Source organism: Streptomyces sp. CA-251247, assembly GCF_050952975.1.
GTDB classification, from domain to species: domain Bacteria; phylum Actinomycetota; class Actinomycetes; order Streptomycetales; family Streptomycetaceae; genus Streptomyces; species Streptomyces achmelvichensis.
This window is the reverse complement of record NZ_CP191861.1, coordinates 8,125,366-8,149,934: the sequence shown is the minus strand read 5'-3', so window position 1 is coordinate 8,149,934 and position 24,569 is coordinate 8,125,366. Positions and strand designations below refer to the sequence as shown.

At 66.3% G+C, this 24,569-nt stretch carries 15 protein-coding genes and 1 pseudogene; 12 read left to right on the top strand and 4 right to left on the bottom strand.

Annotated elements, in window-relative coordinates; all coding sequences use genetic code 11:
* Window position 1 precedes the first annotated feature (1 nt).
* The 3 genes and pseudogenes from ACQPWZ_RS36420 to ACQPWZ_RS36410 form a co-directional block, all read left to right on the top strand.
* Entirely contained in the window at window positions 2-2,593 is a 2,592-nt protein-coding gene (locus tag ACQPWZ_RS36420) for an ATP/GTP-binding protein (protein ID WP_433573714.1), read from the top strand.
* A gap of 95 nt (window positions 2,594-2,688) precedes the next feature.
* A complete protein-coding gene (locus tag ACQPWZ_RS36415; RefSeq protein WP_433573713.1) occupies window positions 2,689-3,537 on the top strand; it encodes a replication-relaxation family protein in 849 nt (282 codons plus the stop codon).
* A gap of 87 nt (window positions 3,538-3,624) precedes the next feature.
* Window positions 3,625-3,786: pseudogene (locus ACQPWZ_RS36410) on the top strand (tyrosine-type recombinase/integrase); the annotation flags it as partial.
* Window positions 3,787-3,884: 98 nt separating this feature from the next.
* On the opposite strand, the gene ACQPWZ_RS36405 reads toward ACQPWZ_RS36410, so the two are convergent.
* The 4 genes from ACQPWZ_RS36405 to ACQPWZ_RS36390 all read right to left on the bottom strand — a co-directional run bounded on the left by ACQPWZ_RS36405 (window position 3,885) and on the right by ACQPWZ_RS36390 (window position 15,530).
* The gene (locus tag ACQPWZ_RS36405; protein WP_433573712.1) at window positions 3,885-4,160 is read right to left on the bottom strand and encodes a hypothetical protein; all 276 of its coding nucleotides are present in this window, start codon (window positions 4,158-4,160) and stop codon (window positions 3,885-3,887) included.
* A gap of 389 nt (window positions 4,161-4,549) precedes the next feature.
* Entirely contained in the window at window positions 4,550-5,176 is a 627-nt protein-coding gene (locus ACQPWZ_RS36400; RefSeq protein WP_433573711.1) for a hypothetical protein, read from the bottom strand.
* A gap of 34 nt (window positions 5,177-5,210) precedes the next feature.
* Window positions 5,211-11,726: an RHS repeat domain-containing protein gene (locus ACQPWZ_RS36395; RefSeq protein ID WP_433573938.1), complete on the bottom strand. Its 6,516-nt coding sequence runs from the start codon at window positions 11,724-11,726 to the stop codon at window positions 5,211-5,213.
* Between the two features lie 132 nt (window positions 11,727-11,858).
* Window positions 11,859-15,530, bottom strand: coding sequence for a LamG domain-containing protein (locus tag ACQPWZ_RS36390; RefSeq protein ID WP_433573710.1), 3,672 nt, complete (start codon window positions 15,528-15,530; stop codon window positions 11,859-11,861).
* A 724-nt stretch (window positions 15,531-16,254) separates the two neighbouring features.
* Between ACQPWZ_RS36390 and ACQPWZ_RS36385 the strand changes: the two genes are divergently transcribed.
* From ACQPWZ_RS36385 to ACQPWZ_RS36345, 9 genes are all read left to right on the top strand, one after another.
* The gene (locus tag ACQPWZ_RS36385) at window positions 16,255-16,698 is read left to right on the top strand and encodes a hypothetical protein (RefSeq protein ID WP_433573709.1); all 444 of its coding nucleotides are present in this window, start codon (window positions 16,255-16,257) and stop codon (window positions 16,696-16,698) included.
* On the top strand, window positions 16,692-17,555 hold the full coding sequence (locus ACQPWZ_RS36380; RefSeq protein ID WP_433573708.1) for an ATP/GTP-binding protein: 864 nt from the start codon (window positions 16,692-16,694) through the stop codon (window positions 17,553-17,555). The genes ACQPWZ_RS36385 and ACQPWZ_RS36380 overlap by 7 nt, the downstream gene beginning before the upstream one ends.
* A 140-nt stretch (window positions 17,556-17,695) precedes the next feature.
* A complete protein-coding gene (locus tag ACQPWZ_RS36375) occupies window positions 17,696-17,899 on the top strand; it encodes a hypothetical protein (protein ID WP_433573707.1) in 204 nt (67 codons plus the stop codon).
* Window positions 17,900-19,236: 1,337 nt separating this feature from the next.
* A complete protein-coding gene (locus tag ACQPWZ_RS36370) occupies window positions 19,237-19,716 on the top strand; it encodes a hypothetical protein (protein ID WP_433573706.1) in 480 nt (159 codons plus the stop codon).
* Window positions 19,713-20,447 (top strand): SAF domain-containing protein, encoded by a 735-nt coding sequence (locus tag ACQPWZ_RS36365; RefSeq protein WP_433573705.1) that lies wholly within the window; start codon window positions 19,713-19,715, stop codon window positions 20,445-20,447. Before ACQPWZ_RS36370 ends, ACQPWZ_RS36365 begins: the two co-directional genes overlap by 4 nt.
* Window positions 20,447-21,295 (top strand): hypothetical protein, encoded by an 849-nt coding sequence (locus tag ACQPWZ_RS36360; protein WP_433573704.1) that lies wholly within the window; start codon window positions 20,447-20,449, stop codon window positions 21,293-21,295. The genes ACQPWZ_RS36365 and ACQPWZ_RS36360 overlap by 1 nt, the downstream gene beginning before the upstream one ends.
* 118 nt (window positions 21,296-21,413) lie before the next feature.
* Entirely contained in the window at window positions 21,414-22,763 is a 1,350-nt protein-coding gene (locus ACQPWZ_RS36355; RefSeq protein ID WP_433573703.1) for a CpaF family protein, read from the top strand.
* On the top strand, window positions 22,742-23,677 hold the full coding sequence (locus ACQPWZ_RS36350; protein WP_433573702.1) for a type II secretion system F family protein: 936 nt from the start codon (window positions 22,742-22,744) through the stop codon (window positions 23,675-23,677). Before ACQPWZ_RS36355 ends, ACQPWZ_RS36350 begins: the two co-directional genes overlap by 22 nt.
* Window positions 23,674-24,561 carry a hypothetical protein gene (locus tag ACQPWZ_RS36345; protein WP_433573701.1) on the top strand — a complete coding sequence of 296 codons (888 nt, stop codon included), beginning with the start codon at window positions 23,674-23,676 and terminating at the stop codon, window positions 24,559-24,561. The genes ACQPWZ_RS36350 and ACQPWZ_RS36345 overlap by 4 nt, the downstream gene beginning before the upstream one ends.
* The last annotated feature ends 8 nt before the right edge of the window (window positions 24,562-24,569 follow it).

Sequence of the window (24,569 nt, the reverse complement as noted above, 5' to 3'; positions counted from 1 at the left end):
GTTGGCGTGGGACACACTGTTCGGCCTGCTCGAGTGGTGCTGGCAGTCCGGGAACTGGGTCTACGACAACGCCTGGTGGATCGGCATCCTGGCCGCGGCCGTGTTCACCGGCTGGGTCGTGCTGGAGCGCTACCTGTCCGCGCGGGCACTGCGCCACCGCACCTATGTCGAGCTCGTTCCCTCACGGACATTTGAGACCGGTGAGGAAGAAGTCCTCCGTTTCGGCGCCCAGCTGATCCGCGCGGCTTCCGCCGGCAAGTGGTGGGCACCGCGCAACGCGCGCACCGTCCGCATCCGGCTGGTCGCCGACGGCTCCAAGCCCCTGACCTACCGGGTGGAAGGCCCGGCTTCAGCGGAGCAACTCCTGCGGCAGACCCCCTACGCCCGCCTGCGCAGCGAACCTGCTCCCCCACCGAGGAGAAAGCGGAGCAAGCACACGGTGCGCGCGGTGTTCGCCCTGCACGGCGCCCCCGGTGCACGGCTGCGGGAGGTTCCGCTGGAACCGGACCCGCTGCAGCCGCTGATCGACGCCGTCGCCGATCTGCGCAACGACCTGGGCGACCTGGCGGAGGTGTGCCTGGACCTGTCCCCCGCGGCACGGTGGCGGCTACGGGCCCGGCGCTGGCAGGTCGTCGACGGCGCCCGGCAGGCCGCCCGGCGCCAGTCCCGCCGCGAAGCGCAGTGGATGACGCAGGACGCCGCCACGATGGAAGACGCCCTGTCATGGCAGCTCACGAAGCTGACCGTGCCGCAGCAGCAGCGCGGAGGGGAAGGGCGGCGGCTGCTGATGACGCCGCGGCCGCCGCGCGTGGACCGGGAGAAGGTGCTGGGCAAGCTCGCCGAGGACACCGGCCTGGTGCGCGTGCAGCTGATGGTGCGCTGCTCGTCCGACGTGGTGGGGCGGGCCGAGCGCCGACTGCGGCACATCGAGGCGGCGCTGGACGTGTACGCCGCACGCACCCGCCTGTCGTCACTGGGGTTCTCGCTCGGGCCGTGGCGGTTCGGGGCCGACCGGTGGCCGTGGCGCCCGCGGTTCGACGAACGGTGGAACACCGGGCTGATCGCACCGGCCCGGAACTCGTGGGCGCGGATCGAGGAACTCGCCGGGCTGTTGAAGCCACCGACGACGCACACCCGGCTACCGGTTCTCGCCACCGACATCCCGACCTACCATCCGGGCTCGTCGCTGCTGCCGCAGGGCTTCTACCGCACTCCGGACGGCACCCAGCGTCTGATCGCCACCCGCGAGGAGGACACCCTCTTCGAAGTCCAGGTCGGCAAAGCCGGCTGGGGCAAGACGATGCGGGCCCTCGTTCAGGCGACCGCATCCGCGCACGCCGGCCGCGGGCTCGCGTTCGTCGACCCGCACCGCGACTCGTGGGACACCGTCGCCCCCTACCTCGCCCACGACGAGATCATGAACCGGGCCTGGCTGTTCGACCTGACCATCCGCCGCCCACAGGACAGGCTGGGGTGCTGGAACCCGCTGAGCCTGACCGGCGGCAAGACCCCTCACGAGGTCGTCGCGGCGACCGTGGACGCCTTCGCCACCAGCCTGGGCTGGGGCGATGCGAACGCTCCACGCGCCATCACCATCCTCACCAAGGCCATCGAAGCGCTCGTCGCCGTCAACGCCCAAGCCGTCGCATCCAAGAAGGCGGACAAGCAGACGACCATCTTCCACATCAGCCCTCTCCTGACCGACCCCGGCTTCCGCGCCCTGGTCATCCACCAGCTCGAGGCCGACGCACAGCGCTGGTGGACGACGTCGTTCACCGAAATCCCCAAAGACGCACTGCCGACCGTCCTCAACCCCCTCGCCCGACTCGCCGCTTCCCCCGTCATCAAGGCCTTCCTCGGCTCCCCCGTCGGCAACTACGACATCCGACGCGCCATGGACGACTCCCACGTGGTCTGGATCTGCCCACCCGGCACCGGCCCCACCGACCGGCTCCTGGTCTCCCTCCTCGTGCGCGACATGCTCCGCGCCGGGCTCTCCCGCCGCGACATGCGAGAAGCGGACCGGATCCCGTTCCGCCTCTACCTCGACGAACTGATCTCCCTCGACGGCGCCGCATCCTCCACCCTCGCCGAGATCACCGAACAGCTACGCAAGTTCAAGGTCCGGATGCACGGCATGACGCAGCTGCTGCACCGGCTCAGCCCCGAAGTGCGCACCGCGCTCCTGCAGAACGCCTCGTGCCTGTCCACCACCGCCGGCGCCGTCGACGCGATCCGGCACATCACCGGCGAGTGGGGAGAGCAGGTCGACCCCGCCGAGGCCGCCGAACTCGACCGCTACCACCACTGGGCTTCCTTCACCGTCCGCGGCAAGCGCATCGGACCACTCCTCATCCGCGGGCCGGAGCTGCACGAGGTATTCGCCTCTCTCGCCCTCTCTGGCCAGCGCAACGCCCTGCAAGGCAAGGCACTCGACAACACGCGCGCTGAAACGCTCGAAAAGCTCACCTCAGCGGCCGCTGGACAGGAGCAGATCGTCCGTGAATGGCTCACCGTCCAAACCGGCCTCGCCCATGCCCCCTCCGGGGCCGGAAGCGCCGAAGACACCAGCAGGAAGGGACAGTTCCAGTGACGACCCCGCTTGAAGACGCGCAGGCCACGGCTCGATCCGGTGACCCCACTGGTAAAGCGCAGCCGAGCTCGGAGGAGACAGCAGTCCACCGTGCGATGGCACTGCTCGCGCAGCACAGGCTGGTCACCACGCTGCAGATGCAGCAACTGCTGAGCCCTGGAAGCACGCGGCAGTTCACATCAGGCGTGCTGAACACCCTGCGGGAAGCCCAACTGGTCTCGTATGCCGAGCTCCCCGTCGGCCGGACCCGTGCCTGGTTCCTCACCCTGCGCGGCGTACGGGCCACCAGTAGCTGGCCCGAGTTCCGCGGGCGACGGGTCCCTGCTCTGGGAAGCCCCACGGAGGCCTCCCTGAGAGCTGCGCACACGCTGACCGTCGTCCGCAGCCATCTCGCATTCCTCCACGACGCCCGCCGCCGCGGTGACGAGTACGGCTCGCTGGACTGGGTGCCCGAGATCGGTCACCGGCTCCCCGACACCGGAGGCGAGGACAAACTCATCGCCGACGCCGTCATGCACTACACCGCCATCGAGCCAGACCGGCTGCAGTACCGGGCGTTCGTCGAGGTCGACCGGGGCACCATGTCCTCCGAGCGCCTGGCAGCAAAACTGATCTCCTACGCCCGCTTCCACGACTACACCCCACAGCCAGTCGGACGGCGCGGCACCGTCGCCGACCAGGCCGCCATGCTCGCCTGGCAGCGCTTCTACCCCCGCTTCCCCCGCCTCCTGTTCATCCTCACCGGAGCCTCCCGCCAAGCCCTGCGCCGCAGGATCAACGACCTGCAGGCCATGGCATCCGGGCACCCCCTCGTCGCGCAGATGGCACGTCAGATCGAACTGGGAGCGGCAACCCTCGAGGACCTGGAGGAGCACGGCCCCACCGCGCCAGTCTGGACACCACTCGCCGGGGAAACCGACCGGCGGTCCTGGATGGAGTTGTAGGGCACGGTCCGTCCACGAGTATTCAGCCTGTGAGCACGCATCCCGGTAGTCCTGTCTGCCGAGGTGGCCGGCAACGCTGAAAACGCTCAAGGTGTCGATTTCTTCGTGATCAAGGAACTCCTCGGCCACGCCGACATCGGCGTCTACGCCCACGTCCGGCTCCGCCTCCAACGCCAAGCCATCGAACATCCTGAGCGGCGTCCTGAGGAAACCCTTGACGAGCCGCACGCCGCAACGCTCGTCCGCTGACGTTGCCGTCAAAGCGGTTGTGCCCACGACATGAGCACTCGCTGATGCCGTGGGCATGTGATCGGCTGCGTTCCTCCACGTAGCCGATCGAGCACCGATCACTCAAGCAGCGATCGCATTCTCGCGGCAATCTCGGCCGCCGCCGCCTTGACTTGTTCCTCGTTCAGCGTGCCGGAGGGCGCTTCTCCCTCGCCCGCCCAGTAGTCGTCTGCGATGACGAACAGATCCGACGCCGCCTCATAGTGCTGCTCCGAAGTGTACTGAGAGGGGTAGTACTTATAAAGAGGCAGACATAGTGCGGAGAATTCATAGGCCGTCAGCCTGCCTTCGGCCACCGCCTCCGCGAGGATGAGGAGCGCCTCAAACTTGCGCACTACTTCAACCTTCCCTGCATCATGAGCCTCCAGAACTGCTGATCGCTTCGGTCATTCTTCCAGGCGGCCAAAAGCTTCCCTGAGCCCATGTCCACGGATATATGCTGCCCCGTTTTCATATTTACGTAATGAATGGCGGGGGTGCCGCGATAATCTCCAGATATTCGGACGTTTCCTGGATTGTTGACGAACCGCTCCAGGGCTGCAGTGAACGGGCGGACGGGCCGGAACGCCGTTCTGCACGGAGTTGCCAATGGACGGCACTGCCGTGCTGGTCGGCTCCGGGTTCGCGAGAGTCCTGCCGAAAACGTAACAGTGGCTAGGTTTCACGGGACAAGCCTAAGGCCACGACGCAACGCTCTGACCGTCTTTGCCTGGGCCCATAGCCGTTATGGCCGCAGCGCAAGTCGCCTACGGGCCCACTCAACAAAGGAAGCAGGCGTGCCGCTTTCCTCGGCTGACACCAACAATTGGGAAACCTGTTCTTCTGGGTAATCGTCGATAATCAGGACGATTTCCTGCATTATTGGGCTCATACGGAGCACTGTCGGAGCGCTCGGGTTTTTCATTTCCTCAAGAAGTGCGCTCCTATTAAGAAGGTGACGCGCTAGAGGAAATACAGAACGCTCTAGCTCTTGAGCGAGAAGCTCGCCACAGGCGTCTATTCCCTCATCGAGGAATGCCCATCGCGAGGGAAAGAACCCTTCAGGGTCAGGATCCCACGCCACACCCTTGGGCGGCATGACTGCACGACTGGCCAGCGCCCCCCTACCGTCAGGAGCAAGTCCCGCGTCGGCATGCTGCCGGTTGAGCCATTCCCAGTAGGACACGGGTGCGATATGGAGCGTCACATCGAAGACTGTCTTATCTGGATCCACGAAATGCTGCGTGAATTCAATGAACGCGCGATCGCCACTGGATGCCGAGACTCGAACAGTTCGTTTCGCGATATTCGCATTTTCACCCTTTACGACGGGTTTTACGTATTGTCGAATAAGCGCATCCAGTGGCTTCACGCCTGCCCCTTGATCATCGGTAGAGAGGAGGTTGCTACGCGGCTAGGTCGAAGAACGCGGCCGCCGTGCCGACCGTAACGGCCGCCCCAGCACCTGGTCCGGCTGCAGCGGCTCCGGCGGCTACCCCGAGTCCGCCAATCACGATCATGGGAACCACGAGGGGCGAGAAGCCGTTGTGAGCAGTCGACTGGGGAATTGTACCTAGGCCGGGCTGATCAATGGTTCCAGGATAGCGTCCGGGACCGGGACCGGGACCGGCCGACGGCTGCGGCTGTGCCGTGGAGCCCTGCACAACAGCAGCAGGGCTTGGCGTCAAAACCTTTTTGAAGCTTCTATTGGACGGCCTTCCGTAAATAACTGCTCCAGGCTCTGGCCCGATCACCTTGTCACCGTTTCCTACAACATACGGTCCGCCTACTGTCCAACCCAGTACAGCTTTATCCCCTCGCTCCTGCATTCGATTGACATACCATTCCGCTTCCGGGACGGCGGTTTTTGCTTTACCGGCCGACTTTACTTCCCACACGTAAAAGACTTGATGATTGGGATCGTATCCGAGGATATCAGGCACGCCGTACGTGCAATCTAGCGCACCCTTCTTTGAATTGGCTCGCATGCAACGCTTATTCGCGCCAATCACCTTTTCGTTGAGCAGGATTTGGAATCCCTTTATTTTCATCCTGTGAACTTGTTTCATTATTTCGACGACTGCCCTGTCGCGAGCTTGGTTGTGGCGCGACGTCTTGTCTCCACTTTTTCCCGGCAGGGGTGGCGGAGCAGCCTGCCAGTTGGAGTCTGCGGGAAGAGGAGTTTCGTTCTGGCAGCTTGTACAGGGGCGTGAAGGACAGTCGAGCTCAGCGCACATGCCTGTTGGGTCTGCGTTGGTAACAGGGTTGTTGCCGCCGTAGCTGTAGCCGTTGAGGCTCTGCGCTTGATCAGTGGCCAGGACGGGGTCAACGCTGACGAATTGGCCGATGTCTGAGTCGTACTCACGAGCTCCAATGTGGATGAGGCCGGTCGACTTGTCTGCGGGCTTGCCCAGGAAACTCTTGTCGTCTGGCCAAGTCGTAGGCAGATCGCCGCGAGTGGCCCCGAACGCAGTGGTGTAGCGCTTGTTGGGTGCCAAGGTCGTGGCGTCGAGGCTCAGACTGGCGGTGCCCTGATGGTCGCCAGCCAAATAGTTCAGTTTCGTTCCGGTCGCCCCTGCTGTGGCAGTTCGTACGGCGATCGTCTGACCTGCTGCGGTGTAGTAACGCGTTCCAGACAGAGTTCTGGTGGCCCCTGCGGTTGCCAGGCGGACCTCTGTGGCTCCGAGATAGAGAACTGTGTCACCGTCTGCCGTTGTGGGGCGTTTGATGAGCAGTTCCCCGCCGGCGTCGTACAGGTAAGCGGTACCAAGTGCCGGCTTGCTGCCTGACGTGGGTTCCGCTGTAGCGGCGAGTTTGCCTTCTGTGTTCCAGGTCAGAGTCTGCTGAGCTTGTGTGCCAGGGCGACTAGTGGTGTTGCCTGCAGTGTCGTAGCCATATGTGGCGGGCTTCGCGCCGGTGGTCTTAGTCAGCGGATGAGGCTGGCTTGCCGGCGTCCCGTAAGTGTAGTCAGTGCTCTTGTCGCCCGAAGAGGTGTGCTGAGTTTCGGACTTGCGTTGGCCTGAGGCATTGTAGTTATAGCTGATCCAGTATGGAGCTGCGCCGTCAAGGTTGGCGGTGGTCCGGCCAGCTGTCGCACAGTTTGCGGTCTTGGGCGTCCAGCTCTCGACGAGGCGGCGATAGCCGTCGTAGGTGAAACACTGGTAGTCGGCCTTCGCGGTGCCACCCTGAGTGGTGGCATCGAAAATCGAGGTGACGTTTCCTGCCGTGTCCTGGGCGTACTTCAGCTCCTGTGGCATGTAGCTGTGGACAGTGTCAGTGACGTAGGAGCGAGTGAGGCGGCGGGTGCCTTGCTCGTAGTCGAAGTTGAGGTAAGCCTTCTGGCTAGTACCGCTCATGCCCAGGGCCAGTTGGCGGATGTCACCGAGCTCGGAGTATAGAGCTGCTTGAAGGTACTGGCTGGTGCCGCGTACGGTGAGCTGCTGTCGCATGGCGTTGTAGGTGTTGGAAACGGTCTCGGACGGCAAGCCCGCAACAGCGGGATTGCCCGATTGAGTCACGTTGCCGTCCGTGTTGTAGACAGTGGAAAACGACAGCGTCTGCGGAACCCCAGCGGTGACCAACGGGTCGCTGGTGGGCAGGATCAATTTGCTGCCGGTGACCTGGTAGAGCTGGTCGTAGCTGCTGACCTGCTGGGTGTATGCCCTGCTGACGGCCTGGCCGATGCCGTTCTCGTAGCGGGTGGCAGTGTCCTGTTGACCCTTCTTGAGTGTGTCGAAGGTCCAAGCTGCGAGCTTCGTGGCGTCCGTCTTGGTGCCGTCCCACATGCCCGTCGTGCGTCCAAGGACGTCGTACTCAAATACGAGCCTTTTACCAGGGCGGGAATCAGCGCTGCTGACGGTCCGGTCGAGGGTGTCGTACTGCTTGGTGGATGTGCCCTTGTCGGGGTCAGTCGCGCTCACCTGTCGGCCGAGCAGGTCGTAGGCGTAAGTCCATCGTGAGTTGTCTGGGCCCCTAATCGTGGCTTGCTGTCCGGCCGGGTGGTACGTGTAGTTGGTGGTGGTGTAGTCGCTGCCCGTCGGCTGAGTGCCGCCGTATTCGCGGCGCTGGGTCGTCTGTTCGAGGGCGTTGGTGATCACCGCGGTTGCCTGGCCGCCGGTCGGGGCCGAGGTCGTCACGGTGTCGCCGGTGTAGATCGTTTCGATCGTCGAGAACGGGACGTTCTTAACTTTGGTGCTCGCCTTGATAGCGCGTCCTGCGCCGTCGTAGGTCGTGTCGACCTGCATCGGGGCCTGGCCGCCGTCTGTCGCGACAAGGGTTCCGACGGGGGCACTCTTTTCGTCCCACACGTCGCCCAGGGCGGATACGGCGAGACCGCGGTGATCGTAGAGGGTTTCGGAGACTATCCGGCCACCGGTCGGCGAGGGTGCCTGCGTCTGGCGGGAGCGCAGCAGGGAGTCGTAAATCTCGTAGGTGGTGTTGTAACCACTGGCGTCACCCTTGAGGGAGCTGGTGCTGGCCCATGAGGGAGCGGAAGCGGTGACGCCGTAAGCGTAGACGTAGTTGGGGGTCTTGCCGAGGGATTGGAGGCGGTTAGGCAGCCAGACCTTGGTGATGCGACCGAGGCTGTCGTATTCGCTTTGGGTGATCTTGTCGTTGGGGTCGGTCACTGTGAGAACTGCACCGGTGGCGAAGTCGAGCAGTGAGGTGGTGCTGTGGTTCTTAGCGTTGGTGACAGTGTTGCCGGTGAGTGGCCCTGTGGCGGCGGGGGTGTAGGTGGTAGTGAGGTTGGTGGTGTCGTTGGTGTCCTTGACGGTCAGCGTGCGGCCGAGCGGGTCATACGTAACGGTGGAGACCTTTTGCCACGTGGGCTCGTCGTTCGAACCGTAGCCAGTGGCTCGGCCGGTCCACCGGGCTTCGCCCTTGGTCGGCTTCTGGGTCGCGGTCCATTCCGTAGCGGCGTCGTAGGTCGTTGCCGTGTCGGAGATGACGTCACCCGCGGACTCTGAGTTGGCGGGGAGGTTCAGATCTGCGTCGCTGACACTGCAGGGTTTGGCTGTGGTTCGGTTGCGGGAGACGAGGCTGTTGATGCCGGGGTTGCCGACGCCGGCGTCGTTGCGTGCGTACCAGGTGCGGCTGCACTTCTCGTCGCCGGTGACGGCGTTGTCGCCCTTGTCCTCGACGGTTGAAGCCATGCCGTAACCGTCGTAGGTGGCGACGGTGGAGCGGATTCGATCGGCCGGGGTACCGCTGGTGGTGATGTTCGTACGGGCATGGCTGGCGCCGGTGCGGACGTAGTAGGCCTCGGTGTCGGCGTAGGACTTGTGCTGGGTTGCGGTCTTCTTGGACCAGGGGTCGTTAACGGTGCCGCCAACCTCTTGGGCTCCGTTATAGGTGACGCTTTCGCGGGTGAAGCCGGCGTACTGGTCCGTGTCGGTGATCGTCGGTGCCTTGATGCCGACGACGCTGGCGGTCCTGCGGGCGTTCTCGTCCAGCTTGCCGTCGGCACCCAGCACACGGTCGCCGTGCATGCCCTGCATGTAGACGGTGACAGTCTTGGACTGGGTCTTGGTGGGCAGCCCGGTGAGGTGCGTGACCTTTTCGAAGCCGCGCCAAATCGACCAGGTGCGTTCCTTCTCCTTGACCAGCGGGTCTTCGTTGTAGTGCCAGGCTGCACCGCTGTAGCTGTAGGTGTGCTGTACCGCTTCCGAGCCACCGTGGGGGTCAGTCGTGGAAACAGTCCAAACGGGATACTTCTGGAACCAGTCGAGGATCGGCTCCTCCTCGCCGTTGGGTGACCAGTAGACCGGGTAGCAGCGGCGCGTGTTGGTGTCGATCTTGGGCTTGGCCTGGCTAGCGATGCAGTCTTCCGCCATGTAGGTCACGACAGTCTCGGCGCCGGTTTCCGATGTGATCTTGCGGAGCCGGGGCTTTTCGAGAGAGATGATGTCGTCGCTGGCGCCGTCGACGCGATTCGGCCGGAACTCGTGGATGAATTTCACCGGGTCCAGGGCGAGGTCGGTGCCGCGCTTGCCGATGTGCTGAATCTCGGAGAGCCACAGGGCCTGGTCGTGGGAGTCGCCTGTGTCGCCCGGGTCGAGGTAGGTCTGCTTGAGTGCCCAGGAGTCGACGGACTCGTAGGTCGGGGTGGTTGCGGCGGTGTTCCATGCCTGGGTGGAGATGCCGGTCATGCGCTTGCGGGTGTAGAAGCTAGGGGCGACACTGCCGGTGCATTTCAGGTTCGCTTTGCATTCGGCGTCGAAGGGCACGTCGGGCCAGTTGTTGCGGGTGGCGTCGGTGAGGGATCCGCAGTCGCCGATGATGCAGCGCTCGGCGTGAGCGAACGCGACCTTGTTCGATGCGGCGGGGGTGGCGAACAGGGCGCCTGCGCGTTGGCCGTAGCGGATCTCGTTCAGGTATCCGCCGCGGGTGTAGGCGGTTCCGTTGTTGTCGTCGCCGAGCATGTCGTAGTGGTTCGTCTCGGCGGTGTACCAGTACGACATGGCGTTGTTGTGGGTGTCCTCGACGTAGTCGAGGTTCCAGCGCCAGGCCTGCTGCTTGTGTCGGCCGGCGAACGTGGTGCCGTCGGCGTAGCCGGGCTCGCCCGCGTCGTCGCCGAAGACCGGAACCGTCCAAACGGAGTTGGTGCGGTCTGCTGCGGCTGCGCCGGCGAGCTTGTTGAGGCCGAAGACGTACTTGGTGCCGTCGCCGGTGATGACGGTCCAGTGTTCGCCGTTGTCGTCGCCGTTGTCCGCGCCGGTGTCCACGGTCACGGTGGAGGCGTCGTCGTTCTTCAGCCGCCAGGTGCCGGCGGTGTCGTCCTTGACGAGTTCGGTGGCCTTGCCGTTCAGAACGAGCGAGGCGTTGTCGTACTTCCAGCACTGGTCGAACTTGTCGGTCTGGCCGTCGTCGTCGCACGAGCCGTACTTGCGCTCGACGTAGGAGGAGGTGAGGTCGAAGCCCTCGCCGATCACCGTGCTCTGGTTGTTCGTGGAGGCGGTACGCCCGTCCACGCTGCCCGAATCGTAGGAGATGGTCAGGTCAGGCTTTGGTCCGGCCGCGGACGGCGGGACGCGCAGGGGGTAGGACCAGGTGAAGGTGCCCGAAGAGCTGCCCGCCTCCCAGGTGGAGGAGGAGGCCAGCGGGGTGGCCTTGTAGTCACCGCTGCCAGATTTGGTACCGGCGGCAAGCGCGAGGACCATGGTCTGGGCGGTGGCGCGGGAGGGGGTGGACCGCGCCGCGGTGCTGGGCGATGTGGCGAAGTCCAGTTCGGTGGTGAGGTTCTGCTTCTTGCGTTGGTTGGTGAACTCGGCGGGTGTGCGGGTGCGGCACTTCGCGGCTGCGGGACTGGTGAGCGCGCAGTCGGGCAGACGTACGACCTGCAGGCGACCGGCCCAGTCACCGCCGTAGGCAGAGGCGAAGGAGGCGTAGTTGATGCTGAGCGCTGCCTGCCCGCCCGTCGTGGGCCCCGTCACGGTCAGGACGACGCCCCTGACGCCTAGGGCGGCTGCCTTGCTCTGGTCCAGGACCTTCACGGTGACCGCATCAGCGATCTGGGGCCGCTTCTTTCCCTTGTCCGGCTTCGGCGGAGTGAGGGTGACGGGAAGAGATCCTGGGGCTGCCTTGGCCACTCCCGTGGCCGGGACGGTCAGTGTCGCTGATCCGGGCTTGGGCCACGCGACTGTCTTGTTCTGATCTGCCTTGGCGCGGGCGGTGTCCGCACGCCGGTCCGCCTCGGCTTTGGCGGTGATGGCTGCGGCCTTCTTGTTCACTCTGGCCGTGAAGGGGGAAACATCGGCCGACTCGGGTGCCTCGAGCTTCGGTCTGCCTAGGGGATCCACATCCGCGGCGAATGCCATCGGGGAAAGAAGGCCCGGTATGAACGTGAGCGCGGCGATCGTGCCCAGGGAGCGCACGGGCCATCTGCGACGGCCGCCGCCGGCCAGCGCTGAGAACCGGTTCATGATGTTTCCGCTTTCGCTGAGGCCGCACTGCTGCGGCATGCACTGACGCGCCCACCCCGCGGGCGGCTGAGTTGTGTAGTTCATACGGGTGGCAGCAGCTCGGGAATGTGCTGCCACCCCATGTGCTGAGGGCTAGTCAGCGCCGAGTGCGCCCACGACCTGGGAGGCGATCTGATCTGCAGTCATTGCACCTGCCCAGACACGCATCTGAGTGATGATGCCGGGCAGGTAGTGACCTGTCGTGGCTGCTGACGAGCCCCTGCCTACGGCGATGTTGCCGCTGCCCTGCTGCGCTGCGGTGAAGGCTGCTGCCGGTTCCTGCGGGGTCGAGCCCAGATACAGGTACGCCATACCGTTGCCATCTCCGGTGTCTTCGGTGGCGTCAAATACACCCGTCACCTGTACTGGAGTGCCAAGTGAGGCACTGTCCGCGGATTCCGTGGAGCCGGTGGTAACCACCTGCCCGGCCGAGTCGATCGCGGTGCGGCTGAAGTGCCAGAGGTAGCCCTGTGGGCTTCGCTTTTCCACCCATAGGGCCCATGACGACTCCTTGCCGCCCGGAGCGGGTTGGCCAAATACGTATGCCTTCGTGCCGACTGGCATGGCCTGGAACTTCTGCTCGTCCAGGGAGACGTTGACCGACACAGTGAACGAGCCAGTCTCGTCGATCACCGGGCCGGGAGCCCACAGGTAGCCTGAGCCGCCGTTGAGGTTGAGACGGACCTCGCCCTGCTCCGGATCTGTCTCGGCGCCGGTGGGCGAGATGCTCAAGTCCGGCACATAGGGCCCCAAATCGGGAATCTTTCCGTTGGTGGTCCGAGCGGCATTCCAATCGGCCACCAATTCGGCCGCCGGTATTCCGTTGGTGTCTTGGAGCTCGTTCTCCGTGGGCACATCGTCTGCGGTCAGAGCCCTCTGCCACACCGCGAGCTCGTCGATGCCGCCGGTGAGGTATTCGCCGGCCTTGGAGGAGCCGATCGTCATTCCGGTTGTCGACGTCCACGGCGTGTAGGCAGCGTTCTCCTTAAGCAGCGTGACCGCGTCGCCCTGCGGGCGGCCATTGACCCAAAGCTGGATGGTGTCGTTGCTCTTGTCCGTGTCGTTCTTCGTATCGAAGACGCCCGTCAGGTGTGTCCATACGTTCAGCGGCGGATCGGTGGCGTCAGCGAAGGCACCGACGTAGGCAGGTGCCGAGGAGTCGGCAACCGCCCGGTTGAACACCCACTTCCTCGACGAGAGGGAGTAGAAAAGGTTGAATGCTGCGGACTTGTCGCTTCCCGGTGCGGAGGCGACCACGCTCGTCTTCGTCCGATCTGTCAGACGAACCCACGCGGACACGCTGAACGAGATTTTCGTATTGATCGGCGGCGTGGCGGTGGAGGCGTGGCCGATGCGCTGGGCCGGGTCGGCCACATGCTCGTTCAGTTGCAGCGAGTCATCATTGTCTCCGCGGCGGCCGTGCTGGAACCATGTGGCCGCAGTGTCAGAGAGCGTGATCTTGTGCCCTCCGTTGGCTGCCGCGCCACTGTCGGCTGCCACCTTTCCGGTGCCCTCGCCGAAGTGCCATCGGCTCTCCGCAGTGGTACCCGGCTCTACCTTGAAGTGGAATTCTCCGCGGGTGCCCGTGGCGTCCCGGACATCGATGGCTTCTACCAGCAGGACCTGAGCGCCGGTGGTGGTCGGGACCGGTGAGATGGTTACGGAGCCGTCGGGGCCGAGGGTGGTCTCGCGGTGTGTGGCGTTGGCCGGTTCGGTCAGCAGCCTCCAGCGGTAGGCCGTGATGTCCGTGTCTGCAGGATTGGGCTTGATCGTGAAAGAGCCTGCAACGCCTGGGCCACCCTTGCCGACGCACACGGTGGCTGTGCATTCGGTGTAGGGGCCGTTGGACGTAATCTGCGGCTCTTTGGGCCGTGTGGTGTCGATCTTGTAGTAGCACCAGACGGTGGGTGTCGAGCTGATCCCGTTCAGCTGGCCTTCGTATGTCCAGAAGGACTTCGTCCAGAACTTCACCCGATACACCGAGCCGTCCGCACCAGCGTTCATCTGTCGCTTCGAGAGGTAGTTGTCGACCTGGTAGCCAGTCGGCGGGTCCTCCGCTGTCCAGGCGGTGGCCCAGGTGCCGTTGGTCTGCTTCTTCTCCGCGTGGTGGTACACCCGCAGCGATCCATGTTCGTCTGACGCAGCCGGGGCCAACAGGGTCTGCGCCCTCGCCTGCAGCATCGGGGTGGGAACCGTGGCAACCTCTGCGGTTGCCTCTGTCGTGCCACAGCCTTGAACGGTGCCATTGCCGGGGATGACGCCCATATTGGTCGGAACACCTGGCTTCATGGCGTAGACGACCTTGAGCTCCGCGTTCTGGTTGAACCGCTTCCAGGCGTCCGGGTTGTTCTCGTCCTTGGCCCGCAGCATGAGGGTCAGGCGGGAGAAGTTGCCGTCCGCGAAGGACCGGACCGTCTTGGTCAGGTTCTCGTCCGTCTCGCTGGCGGTGTCGTTGAAGTCGATCCAGGAGTCGGGCTGGTCGGGCGTGCAGTCTCCGCGGCCGGCTGAGACCTGGCGGTCGACCAGGAGGTCCAGCTGTGAGGGCCCGGGCCACCGGGTGGCACTGGAGATGTTGTTGGTGCGGTAGAGGTCCACCCACTGGGCCGCGCAGGAGAACGACCAGGTTTCGTAGGCGCGGAAGGTCGCGTCGATGACATACTTGCCGGCCAGCTTGGTCGGCGCGAACTCGAAGTACATGCGGTTGGTGTAGTCGGTGCCGCAGTACCAGGGGCCGAGGCGGTTGCAGTTGCCGACCCCCAGGTCACCGGTAAAGTTCCAGAACGTGTCTCCGTCCGAGGACAACACGGTCCGCTCAGAGACACCGAGTCCCATCGAAGGGTCGATGTAGACGGGGTAGACCGTGTCCTCGCCGCGGAGCACTGTCGTGTCGGGCGTCACGGCCACTGCACTGTCACTGACCTGAACGGGCATGACGGCAGTCGCGTCACCCTTGTCCGGAGCCACCGCCTCCGGCGCATCGCCCTCGGCGGGCTCGTCTGCGGTCGCTGCCGAGCTGCGTACCATCTGCGGCTGGACGCCGGCGCTACCGGCCGAGTCCCACATCAAGCCGGCCGGGCCGTTGAAGACCGTGTTGCCGTTCCCGTCAACAGCGCTCAACCCTCCCCCTGCACCAGGGGTGATCGTCAGGCCGTCGCTGGCGGTGGTGAGTTCCACCTTGTTAAGTTCGGGGTTCGCCGCAGCCTCGGCGGTCTTCACGACCAGCACCTCGCGATACCCCTCGGCCGTCGCCGTCAGCTGCAGGTCGACGCCCGCCAGGACTTCCGGATACGTGGCCGTCGCGCCCTTGAGAGTGGGTACGGGCAGCTGATCCGGCCAGCCCAGGGTCACCGAGCCCTGAGGCGCGGCCATGTGGATCATGTTCTTGCCGCTGCCGCCTCCGGAGAACGACAGGTCGACAACCGCCGCCTTCGGCCCGACCGAACCGTCCGACCGGCGTTCCAGCGTCACATCCACGTCGCGCCAGGAGCCGTCAGAGTCCTTGACTCGCTGCGGCGTCGTCGACTGCGTCAGCGTGAACGTGCCATCAGGGTTGGCCTCCGTGGTGGTGTACGCCGAACGCTCCGCGACCACTTCCACCGGCTCACCCGACTCAGCCGCCAGAGCAGAGGCGGACTTGCTGCCCCCCACGGCAGCTTGAGCCGGTTGTTCCGGCGCGGCCGCGAACGCCTGCGCAGGCGACACGCCTGCCAGCAGTGCGCACGCCACCGCAATGATCGCCGAGCGTCTGACCCTCAGAGCACGCACAGACACACTTCTCCCCACCCCGAGGGCCTCCCCAGACCCATCACGAAAGCGCCGAACCTGTGAAGATCAGATCAGCCTCGGCAGCGTAAGCCCATCTGCGTGTCCCCGACAATCAAAAACGGCCACGAGTTTCTACATGGCCAGTTCTGCCTTCGCGCAGGCCAGCATCATCATTCCGACGCTGCACGCCACTTCGCGACCGGTGGACGCAGTAGTATGGAGCGCCGTGGCGGACGAAGTTCGTGGGAGCGTGCCCTAGCGGTCAATGCCGGGTTCGGCAGCGCGATGGATCCTGCGTCGTCCCCGGCCGTCTCCTGGGTACTGCAGGTGTGGCTTTCAGGTCCGTCGACAACCGCGCCCAGTCAGCCCTCACCCCGCGACTGTGCAGGTATGCAGGTTGCTGTGCCTTCGCCTGTGCAGGTTTGCAATACCGCGATGCACGTCGCGTCCCTACGGTGATCACATCGACCAGGCCGCGCCCTGAGCTGCCCCTGGCTCAGTGAGCCAAGGGGAGTGCCGGCTCGGCACACGCCCTTGGGGAGGCACTGTGTCACCAACAGTCCAGCACGTCCGGCACGCAACGCCGCGTGGTCGACACCGCGTGAGGGGCACGGCTGTTGGGCTGGGCGTGCTCCTGGTTGTGTCGGGGTGCAGCGGTGACGGCGCCGCTGCACCCGGCGCCTCGGGCGCGCAGTCTTCGTCCGCTTCGCCGTCTCTGTCGCTGATGTCGGAGCCGAACGTCGATCCGCAGATGCCGCAGAAGGTGATGGTGCGCAAGACGTACGAGGCCATGTGGGCCGAGCAGATGAAGGCCTACCGCAAGGCGAACCCCGCAGGCACCCAGTTGAAGAAGTACGCGGTGCTGAATGCGCTGAGCCTTTTCGAGGCCGACCTGGCGCACATGCGCAAGCACGGCACCGTCATCCGCGGCACCCTCAGCCACGAGCCGACAGTGACCGCCCTGAACATGGCGGCGAAGCCGCCGAGCGCCACGGTGTCCGACTGCGCCGATCTGTCGAAGTGGACCACGATCAAGGTCAAGACCGGCGCGGTCATACCGCTGCCGAAGGGGCAGCCGCTGCGCTACCGCGCGACCGCCACGGCAGAGCGGTGGGACGGCCGTTGGGTCATCACGACCTATAAAACGCACGGGGAGCAGGCGTGCTGAGGCGGTCGGCCGCTGTCGCGGTTCTGGTCACCGGTTTGCTGACGCAGACAGCTCTCGCCGACGACGGCGGTCCCACGGTGGGCAACGACGGCACCTGCGAGGGCTCGATGGTGTCGGTGACGTTGTGCGCACAGGACCCGGGATCTCCCGGAGGCGGGGGCGGGAACCGGCCGGGCCCGGTCGGCGGCATTGGAACGGGTTCGTCGTCGGGACCGAAGTGCACCTACGAGAAGGCGGATCCGCAGCCGCCCCCGGAGAATCTGGCGTGGCCCGGGCGCAATCCCGGTGACGGCGCGATCTACCGAGTGGTGTGCGACGACCTACGCATCGGCGTGGTGTGGCTGCCGAACGGCGCCGCCACGCCCGCTGCCGCGGTCGACCCCGAGGTTCTGGCGCAGCGGGCGGTGGACGCGATGAAGCTGAAAGGCCCCGGAGTGGCCAGTCCTCGCCCGGCCAGCCGGTACACGGTGGGGGTGCCGGTGTGGATGTGGGTCAACCAGGAGCCCCCCACCAGGTACGGGCCGGTGAGCGAGAGTGTCACCGCTGGTTCGGTGACCGTGTCGGCGACCGCGCGCGTGACGTCGATCCAGTGGTCGATGGGCGACGGGACGACGGTCACCTGCCACGGGCCGGGCACGGCCTACACGTCGGGGATGGGCATGAAGGAATCCCCGGACTGCGGCCACGTATACGCCCGCACCTCCGCCAACCGGGCCAGGGAGCGGTTCACCGTCTCGGCCACCTCCACCTGGCGCATCGACTGGACCGTGAACGGCAGGGCCGGAGGCCAGTTGACCGAGACCCGGTCCACTCAGATACAGGTCCCCGTCCGCGAGCTGCAGGCCGTCGGCCGATAGATCAGGAAGGCCCACCACTGTGAGCAAGACGGCCCCCGCCTCCCCCACCGTGTCCCCGGCCCAGCAGCAACGTGAGCCCGGTACGCCCACCCACCACACAGCTGCTGGTGTCGTTCCGTGCGTGTCGGCGCCGTCCCGGGATGGCTGTGCTGGCCGCCGCCCTCATTGCGGCAGGCGGCGCCGGCGGGTTCCTCACCTGGCAGAAGACCGGCGAGCGCACGCCCGTTCTCGCCGTCGCACAGAGCGTGAACGCGGGCGACATCGTCAAGGAGTCGGACCTCACCGACACCTCCGTGTCCCTCGATCCGGCCCTCAAGCCGTTCCCCGCCGGTGAGCGGAACTAGTGCAGGTGTGCGAACGCGCGCTCCACGACCCAGCGTTTGGCGCCCAGCCCGGACCGTGCCCGGTGCCGCGGCGAGCGATCAGCGGTTACCGATGCCCCAGCCAATCATTGCGGATCATTCGAGCTTCAAAAGCGCATCCCCAGAGCGCTCCTCGAAGAAATTCCACAGAACAACTTTCCCATCAGCTTCCCCTACCCAAAATTTCGTATAGCAGCCGTTATTGAAATTCAGATAGACCTCAGTTGCACTACCCGAATCGACTGCCTTCCATGTCCCACTTCCACTCTTGTCATTTACGCCAGCCTCTCCCGAAGGGCAATCATAATAGGTTGAATTTAGAGCGACAGTGTCAAATTTTGAATCACTTCCCAAACTTAGCGTGGCCGACCCCGCCACCCACTCCCGAACTAGTGAGGTCTTTTCAACTGTCCGATCTTCGGGAAATCTGTCGGGAGTATCCTCAAGAGCGGCGCAACCCAACATGCCACTTGCCAGAGCTATCGCAGCCGCACTTACGGTACACCGGAAAACAATCTGGCCAATTACAGGGCACCCAATGACCATAGGTATTTCCTCCTGGCACCGAAGAAGTCGGCAGTTCGTTTGACCATGCGCGGCGCCGCCAAAAGCGCAACCGGGTCGATCCGGATCCGTGGAATGATCGCCGAGCGTCTGACCCTCAGAGCACGCACAGGCACACCCTCCCCAACCCGAGGGCCTCCCCAGACCCATCAGGAAAGCGCCGAACCTGTGAAGATCAGATCGGCCTCGGCAGCGTAAGCCCATCTGCGTGTCCCCGACAATCAAAATCGGCCACGAGTTTCTACGTGGCCAGTTCTGCATTCGTGCAAGCCAGCATCGTCCTTCCGACGCTGCACGCACTTCGCGACCGGTGAGTGGAGCACCGCCACCGATTCCGCTCGCGGGCGCGTGTCCTGGCGGTCATCGCTTCGGTCGGTAACACTCTGGACCCATCGGCGCCCCGCCCCGCGACTGTGCAGGTATGCAGGTTGCTGTGCCTTCTCCTGTGCAGGTTTGCAATACCGCGATGCACGTCGCGTCCCTACGGTGATCACATCGACCAGGCCGCGCCTTGGGCTGCCCCTGGCTCAGTGAGCCAAGGGGAGTGCCGGCTCGGCACACGCCCTTGGGGAGGCACTGTGTCACCAACAGTCCAGCGAGAGCGACATGCAGCGCTGCGTGGACGACACCGCGTGGGGGGCGCGCCTGTTGGGCTGGGCGTGCTCCTGGTCGTGTCGGGGTGCAGTGGTGACGGCGCCGCTGCACCCGACGCGTCGGGTTCGCAGTCTTCGTCCGCTTCGCCTTCTCTGTCGCTGATGTCGGAGCCGACCGTGGATCCGCAGATGCCGCAGAAGGTGATGGTGCGCAAGACGTACGAGGCCATGTGGGCCGAGCAGATGAAGGCCTATCGCAAGGCGAACCCCGCAGGCACGCAGTCGAAGAAGTACGCGGTGCTGAATGCGCTGAGCCTTTTCGAGGCCGACCTGGCGCACATGCGCAAGCACGGCACCGTCATCCGCGGCACCCTCGGTCACGAGCCGACCGTGAGGCCCGAGCACGGCCTACCGAACGGGGACGCGGCCGGCTCCGGACTGCGGTCACGTCTACGCCCGCACTTCCGCCAACCGGGTCCGGGAGCGGTTCACCGTCTCCGCCACCTCTACCTGGCGCATCGACTGGACCGTGAACGGCGGGGCCGGGGGCCAGTTGACCGAGACCCGGTCCACGCAGATGCAGGTCCCGGTCCGCGAGCTGCAGGCCGTCGGCCGCTAGATCAGGAAGGACCATCGCTGTGAGCAAGACGGCCCCCGCCTCCCCCACCGTGTCCCCGGCCCAGCAGCAGGGCGAGCCCGGCACGCCCGCCCCCCGCCAAGGGGCAACGGCAGCGGTGTCTTTCCGTGCGCGTCGGCGCCGGCCGGGGATGGCTGTGCTGGCCGCGGCCCTGATTGCGGCGGGCGGCGCGGGCGGGTTCCTGGCCTGGCAGAAGACCGGCGAACGCACGCCCGTTCTCGCCGTCACGCAGAGCGTGGCCGCGGGTGACGTCATCAAGGAGTCGGACCTCACCGACGCATCGGTGTCCCTCGATCCGGCCCTCAAGCCGTTCCCCGCCGGCGAGCGGAACACGGTGGTGGGGAAACGGGCTGCGGTCGCCCTGGTGCCCGGCGCCCTGCTGTCCCGCGGCCAGGTCACCGACCGGTCGTTGGTGCAGGACGGGGAGCAGCTGGTCGGTATCGGGCTGAAGCCCGACCGGCTGCCGTCGACACGGCTGTCGGCGGGAGACCGGGTGCTCGTGGTGTACACACCGGCCGACGGCTCCGCAGACCAGGGACCGGATACCGGTGGCGGCGCCGCGGCGATGGAGCCGACCGCGGTAACGGCCCGGGTGGTGCGCGTCGGGGAGCCGCAGCAGGCGACCGGGGATCTGGTGGTCGATGTGGCGGTCCCCCAGGCGCAGGGTCCCGGGCTGGCGGCGCAGGCCGCAACGGGACGCATCGCGCTGGTGGTTGAGCCGGGAGGGACGTCCTGATGGCGGTCATCGCACTGGCCGGAGTGCCCGGCTCCCCCGGCGTGACCGCCACGGCGCTGGCACTGCTGCGGACCTGGCCGCTGGAGGAAGGATGGCGGATCCTGCTGGCGGAGTGCGACCCCGACGGCGGAGCCGTCTTGTCGGGGGCACTGGAGGGCCGGGTGCCGGCAGACCGTGGCCTGCGGAATCTTGCCGTCTCCTCCCGGCGGCAGGGGCAGGAGCTCGTGGCCTGCTTCTGGACCCAGCTGATCGCCGTGGACAGCCGGCCGGGGGCGGAGCGGAACCGGCTGCTGCTGCCGGGACTGACCGACCCTCGCCAGGCATCCAGCCTCTCCCCCGTCTGGGGGCAGTTGGCCGACCTGTTCACGGGTATCGAACAGCACCGGCACGATGTCCTCATCGACCTCGGCCGCAGCGGCGCCTCCGGTGCCAGCGGAGTGCTGGCCGCGCGCGCCGAAGCCGTCCTGATGGTCGTCCGCGGCACCCTGCGCGGCGTGCACGCGGCGAAAGCCCGTGTCAGCATGCTCCGCACCGCTCTCGACAGCTCCAGCGGGGCCGGCTCCGGTGTGAAAGGCCTGGCCGCGCTGTTGATCACCGAAGGACCGTACGGGCAGCAGGAGGTTTCGGCAGAGCTGAGTATCCCGGTCATCGCGACCCTGCCGTACCGGCCGAAGGAAGCTGCGGTTCTCTCGGACGGAGCACCCGAGGATCGCCGGTTCGCAGGCTGTGAGTTGATGCGCGCCGCGCGGACCGCGGTGGACGGAATCCAGCGGCATGTCGCCGAACAGCGGGTACGTATCGCCGCGCCTCTCCATGACCGGCGGGGGGTGAGCGGGCATGCACGCTGAACCGGTATTTCCACAGCCACAGAAGCCGCAGGGACCCCAGCACCGAGGACGAGGGCCGCACCCGAGGTCGGGGGCGACGGGTGGTCCGCAGGCGAACTCCCCTCTGCAGGCGCAGTCGATGCCGCAGGTTCAGGTCAACACACGGGCCGCGGCCGCGATCAAGCGGCGGGTGGGCGAGCAGCTGCTTGCGGAACGCAGGACGACACCGGCGCTGGCCGACGTAGCGGCGCGGGAGCAGCGGGCCCGCGCTCTGATCAACGAGGCGGTGTCGGTGTGGGCGGATGCCACGCAGGCCGGCAGGCTGGTGCCGCGCGGCGAGGAGCAGGCGCTTGCAGGCTTGGTGTTCGACATGCTGTTCCGGGCCGGCCGGTTGCAGCGCCACTTGGACGACGACCGGGTGGAGAACATCCTCATCAACGGGCACGACCAGGTGTTCCTCGACTTCGGCGACGAGCGCCTGGTGCAGGCCCCTGCGGTCGCGGACTCGGATGAGGAGCTCAAGGAGCTGGTGCGTGATCTGGCGCGCAACAGCGGCCAGGGCGAGCGGACCCTGTCCACCGGCAGCCCCATGGTCGCGTTGCGGCTGGCGGACGGGTCGCGTCTGCAGGCCCTGTGCGAGGTGACCGGAGAACGCACGTATGTGACGATCCGCCGCCACCGGATCAAGGACGCGGACCTTGCCCAGATGGAGCGTCTGGGCACGGTCACCCCCGCGGTGCGGGAGTTCCTGTCGGCGTGCGTACGGGCCGAGCGGAATGTCATGGTCGTCGGCGAGCAGAACTCCGGCAAGACGTCCCTGCTGCGGGCACTGCTGAAAGAGATCCCCGCCGCCGAGCGGTTCGGCACGCTGGAGACCGAGTTCGAGCTGTGGGCGCACAAGAACGGCTTCCACCAGCAGGTGGTGCCGATGGAGGCGCGGGAGTCCAACGGTGAACGCGTCGATGGCCGCGCCGCCGGCGAGATCACGCTGCTGGAGCTGCTGCAGCGGGCGCTGCGGATGTCGCTGACCCGCATCGTGGTCGGCGAGGTCCGCGGTCCGGAGATCACCGCCCTGATGGGGGCGTTGACCAACGGCCGTGGCGGGAACCTGTGCACGATGCACGCCTCGCAGCCGCGGGTCGTGTTCGACCGGATCGCCGAGCTGTACCTGCTGGCGCAGGGCAACTTCAGCGAACAGCTCGCCTACCGGCAGATCGCGAACGGTCTGCACGTCATCGTGTTCCTGTCCGTCCATGAAAGCCGCGGGCGGAAGCAGCGCTATGTGTCCCACGTGTGGGAGATCACCGGTGTCGGCGAGGGCGGCCGCCCGGCCTATAACGAAGTCTTCGGCCCCGCTTCGGCATGGGGTGCGACGCACGCTGTTCCGCGCACCCCGCCCTCCCCCGCGATGCTGGCCCGCCTGGAGCGGGCCGGGTTCGATGCGAACCTGCTGCATTGGGCGGGCACATGGCGTCAGGCGCCCGCATGATGGGCGGCCTGTGGTGGAGCGCCTGCGCCGCCATGCTGGTCGCCGGCGCATTCATGCTCGTGGCGGCTCTGGCCGGCACCACCACGCCGAAGCAGTCGACTGCGGTCGCCCGCTGGCGGGCCCGCTGGTCCGGCGGCCCGGCCGGGCGTGAACGGGCAGCACACCGCCGCCTCCTGATGGTGGGCGCGGTCGTCGTGGCGGCCGGGGTGTGGGCGGTCACCGGGGTGTTCGTCGCTGCGCTGCTGCTGGGTGCCGCCTTGGCGGGTGTTCCGTGGCTGCTGACGCCGACCGCGTCGGCCTCGGTCCGCATTGCCAAGCTGGAGGCCTTGAGCGAATGGACCGGACGGCTCTCTGACGTGCTGCGGCTCGGGTTCGGTCTGCAACAGGCCTTGATCTCCTCGCGGAAGAATCCGCCCGGTGCGCTGCGCGAGGAGGTCATCGAGCTCGCGGAGAAGCTGCAGGCCGGCTGGCATCCGCGCGAGGCACTCGAAGACTTCGCCGGCCGCCTCGACGACGTGACCGGCGACAAGGTGTGCGCCGCGCTCGCGCTGTGTGCGGTCGACGCAGGCCCCGGTCTCGCGCAGGCCCTCGACGACCTCGCCGCATCGGTACGCGAGGAGGTCGCCAAGCGGCGGCAGATCGAAGCCGACCGGGCCAAGCCCCGCACCGCGGTCCGCTGGATGACGCTCATCAGCCTCGGCATCGTGCTCGCCGGCTTCGCTGTCCCCGACTACACCGCCCCCTACGGCACCCTGATCGGCCAGCTGACGCTGGCGCTCCTCGCCGCGGCGTTCACCGCAGTCCTGGTGTGGATGCGGTCCCTGGCCGGCCACAAACCCGTGCCCCGGTTCCTGGTCAACGACCCCCGCAGCCGGGTGAAGCAGCCCGCTCCAATCGAAGGAGGGTCATCGTGAGTGCCGCGACGATGCTGGTGGTGTGCGGCAGCGCTGTCGGTGCCGGACTGTCCTTGCTGGTGCGGGAGATGGCTCCGGCGGCGCCGAAACTCGGGCCCGCACTGCGCCGGCTGAACCCTCCGGCGACGGAACCAGGCCATGGCGACGGGACGAGCGCATCCGGGCGGGAATCCGTATGGGGAGGCTGGCTCGTTGACCGGGCCCCAGGACGCATCCCGCGCACCGACCTACGGCTCATCGGACAGAGCCCGGAACAGTTCCTGCTCACCAAGACTGGCCTCGCCCTGGCAGGCCTCCTCCTGCCGGTCGTCGTGTCGAGCGCATGGGCGCTCATGGGCCTGGGAGTGTCCCTCCTCGTCCCGGCTGTCGCCGGCCTCGCGGCAGCTGCCGGGCTGTGGTTCGTGCCCGACTGGCAGGTCCGCGACCAAGCCACCCGTGCCCGGGCAGAGTTCGCGCACGCCGCTGCCGCCTACCTGGAACTGGTCGCCCTGCGGATGGCGTCCAACGTCGGCGCCTCCCAGGCCCTCGAAGAGGCGGCCCGCATCGGACGCGGCTGGTCGTTCACCCGTATCCAGGAGGCACTGCTGCGGGCCAGGACGGACAAGTCGTCGCCGTGGGATGCCCTCGACGACCTCGGGCGGCAGCTCAACCTGCCGATCCTGTGCGACGTCGCCGACATCATGCGTCTGTCCTCGAAGGACGGAGCCGCCGTCTACGACACTCTGCGCGCCCGCGCGAAGAGCCTGAACAGCGAACTCCTCGCCATTCAAGCCGCCGAAGCGAACACCGACAGCGAAAAGATGAGCGCCCCGGGCGCGCTGCTCGCCGCGATCGTCATGTTCGCCATCGCCTTCCCCGCCGTCCTGAACATGTTGATCCTCTGACCCGCCCT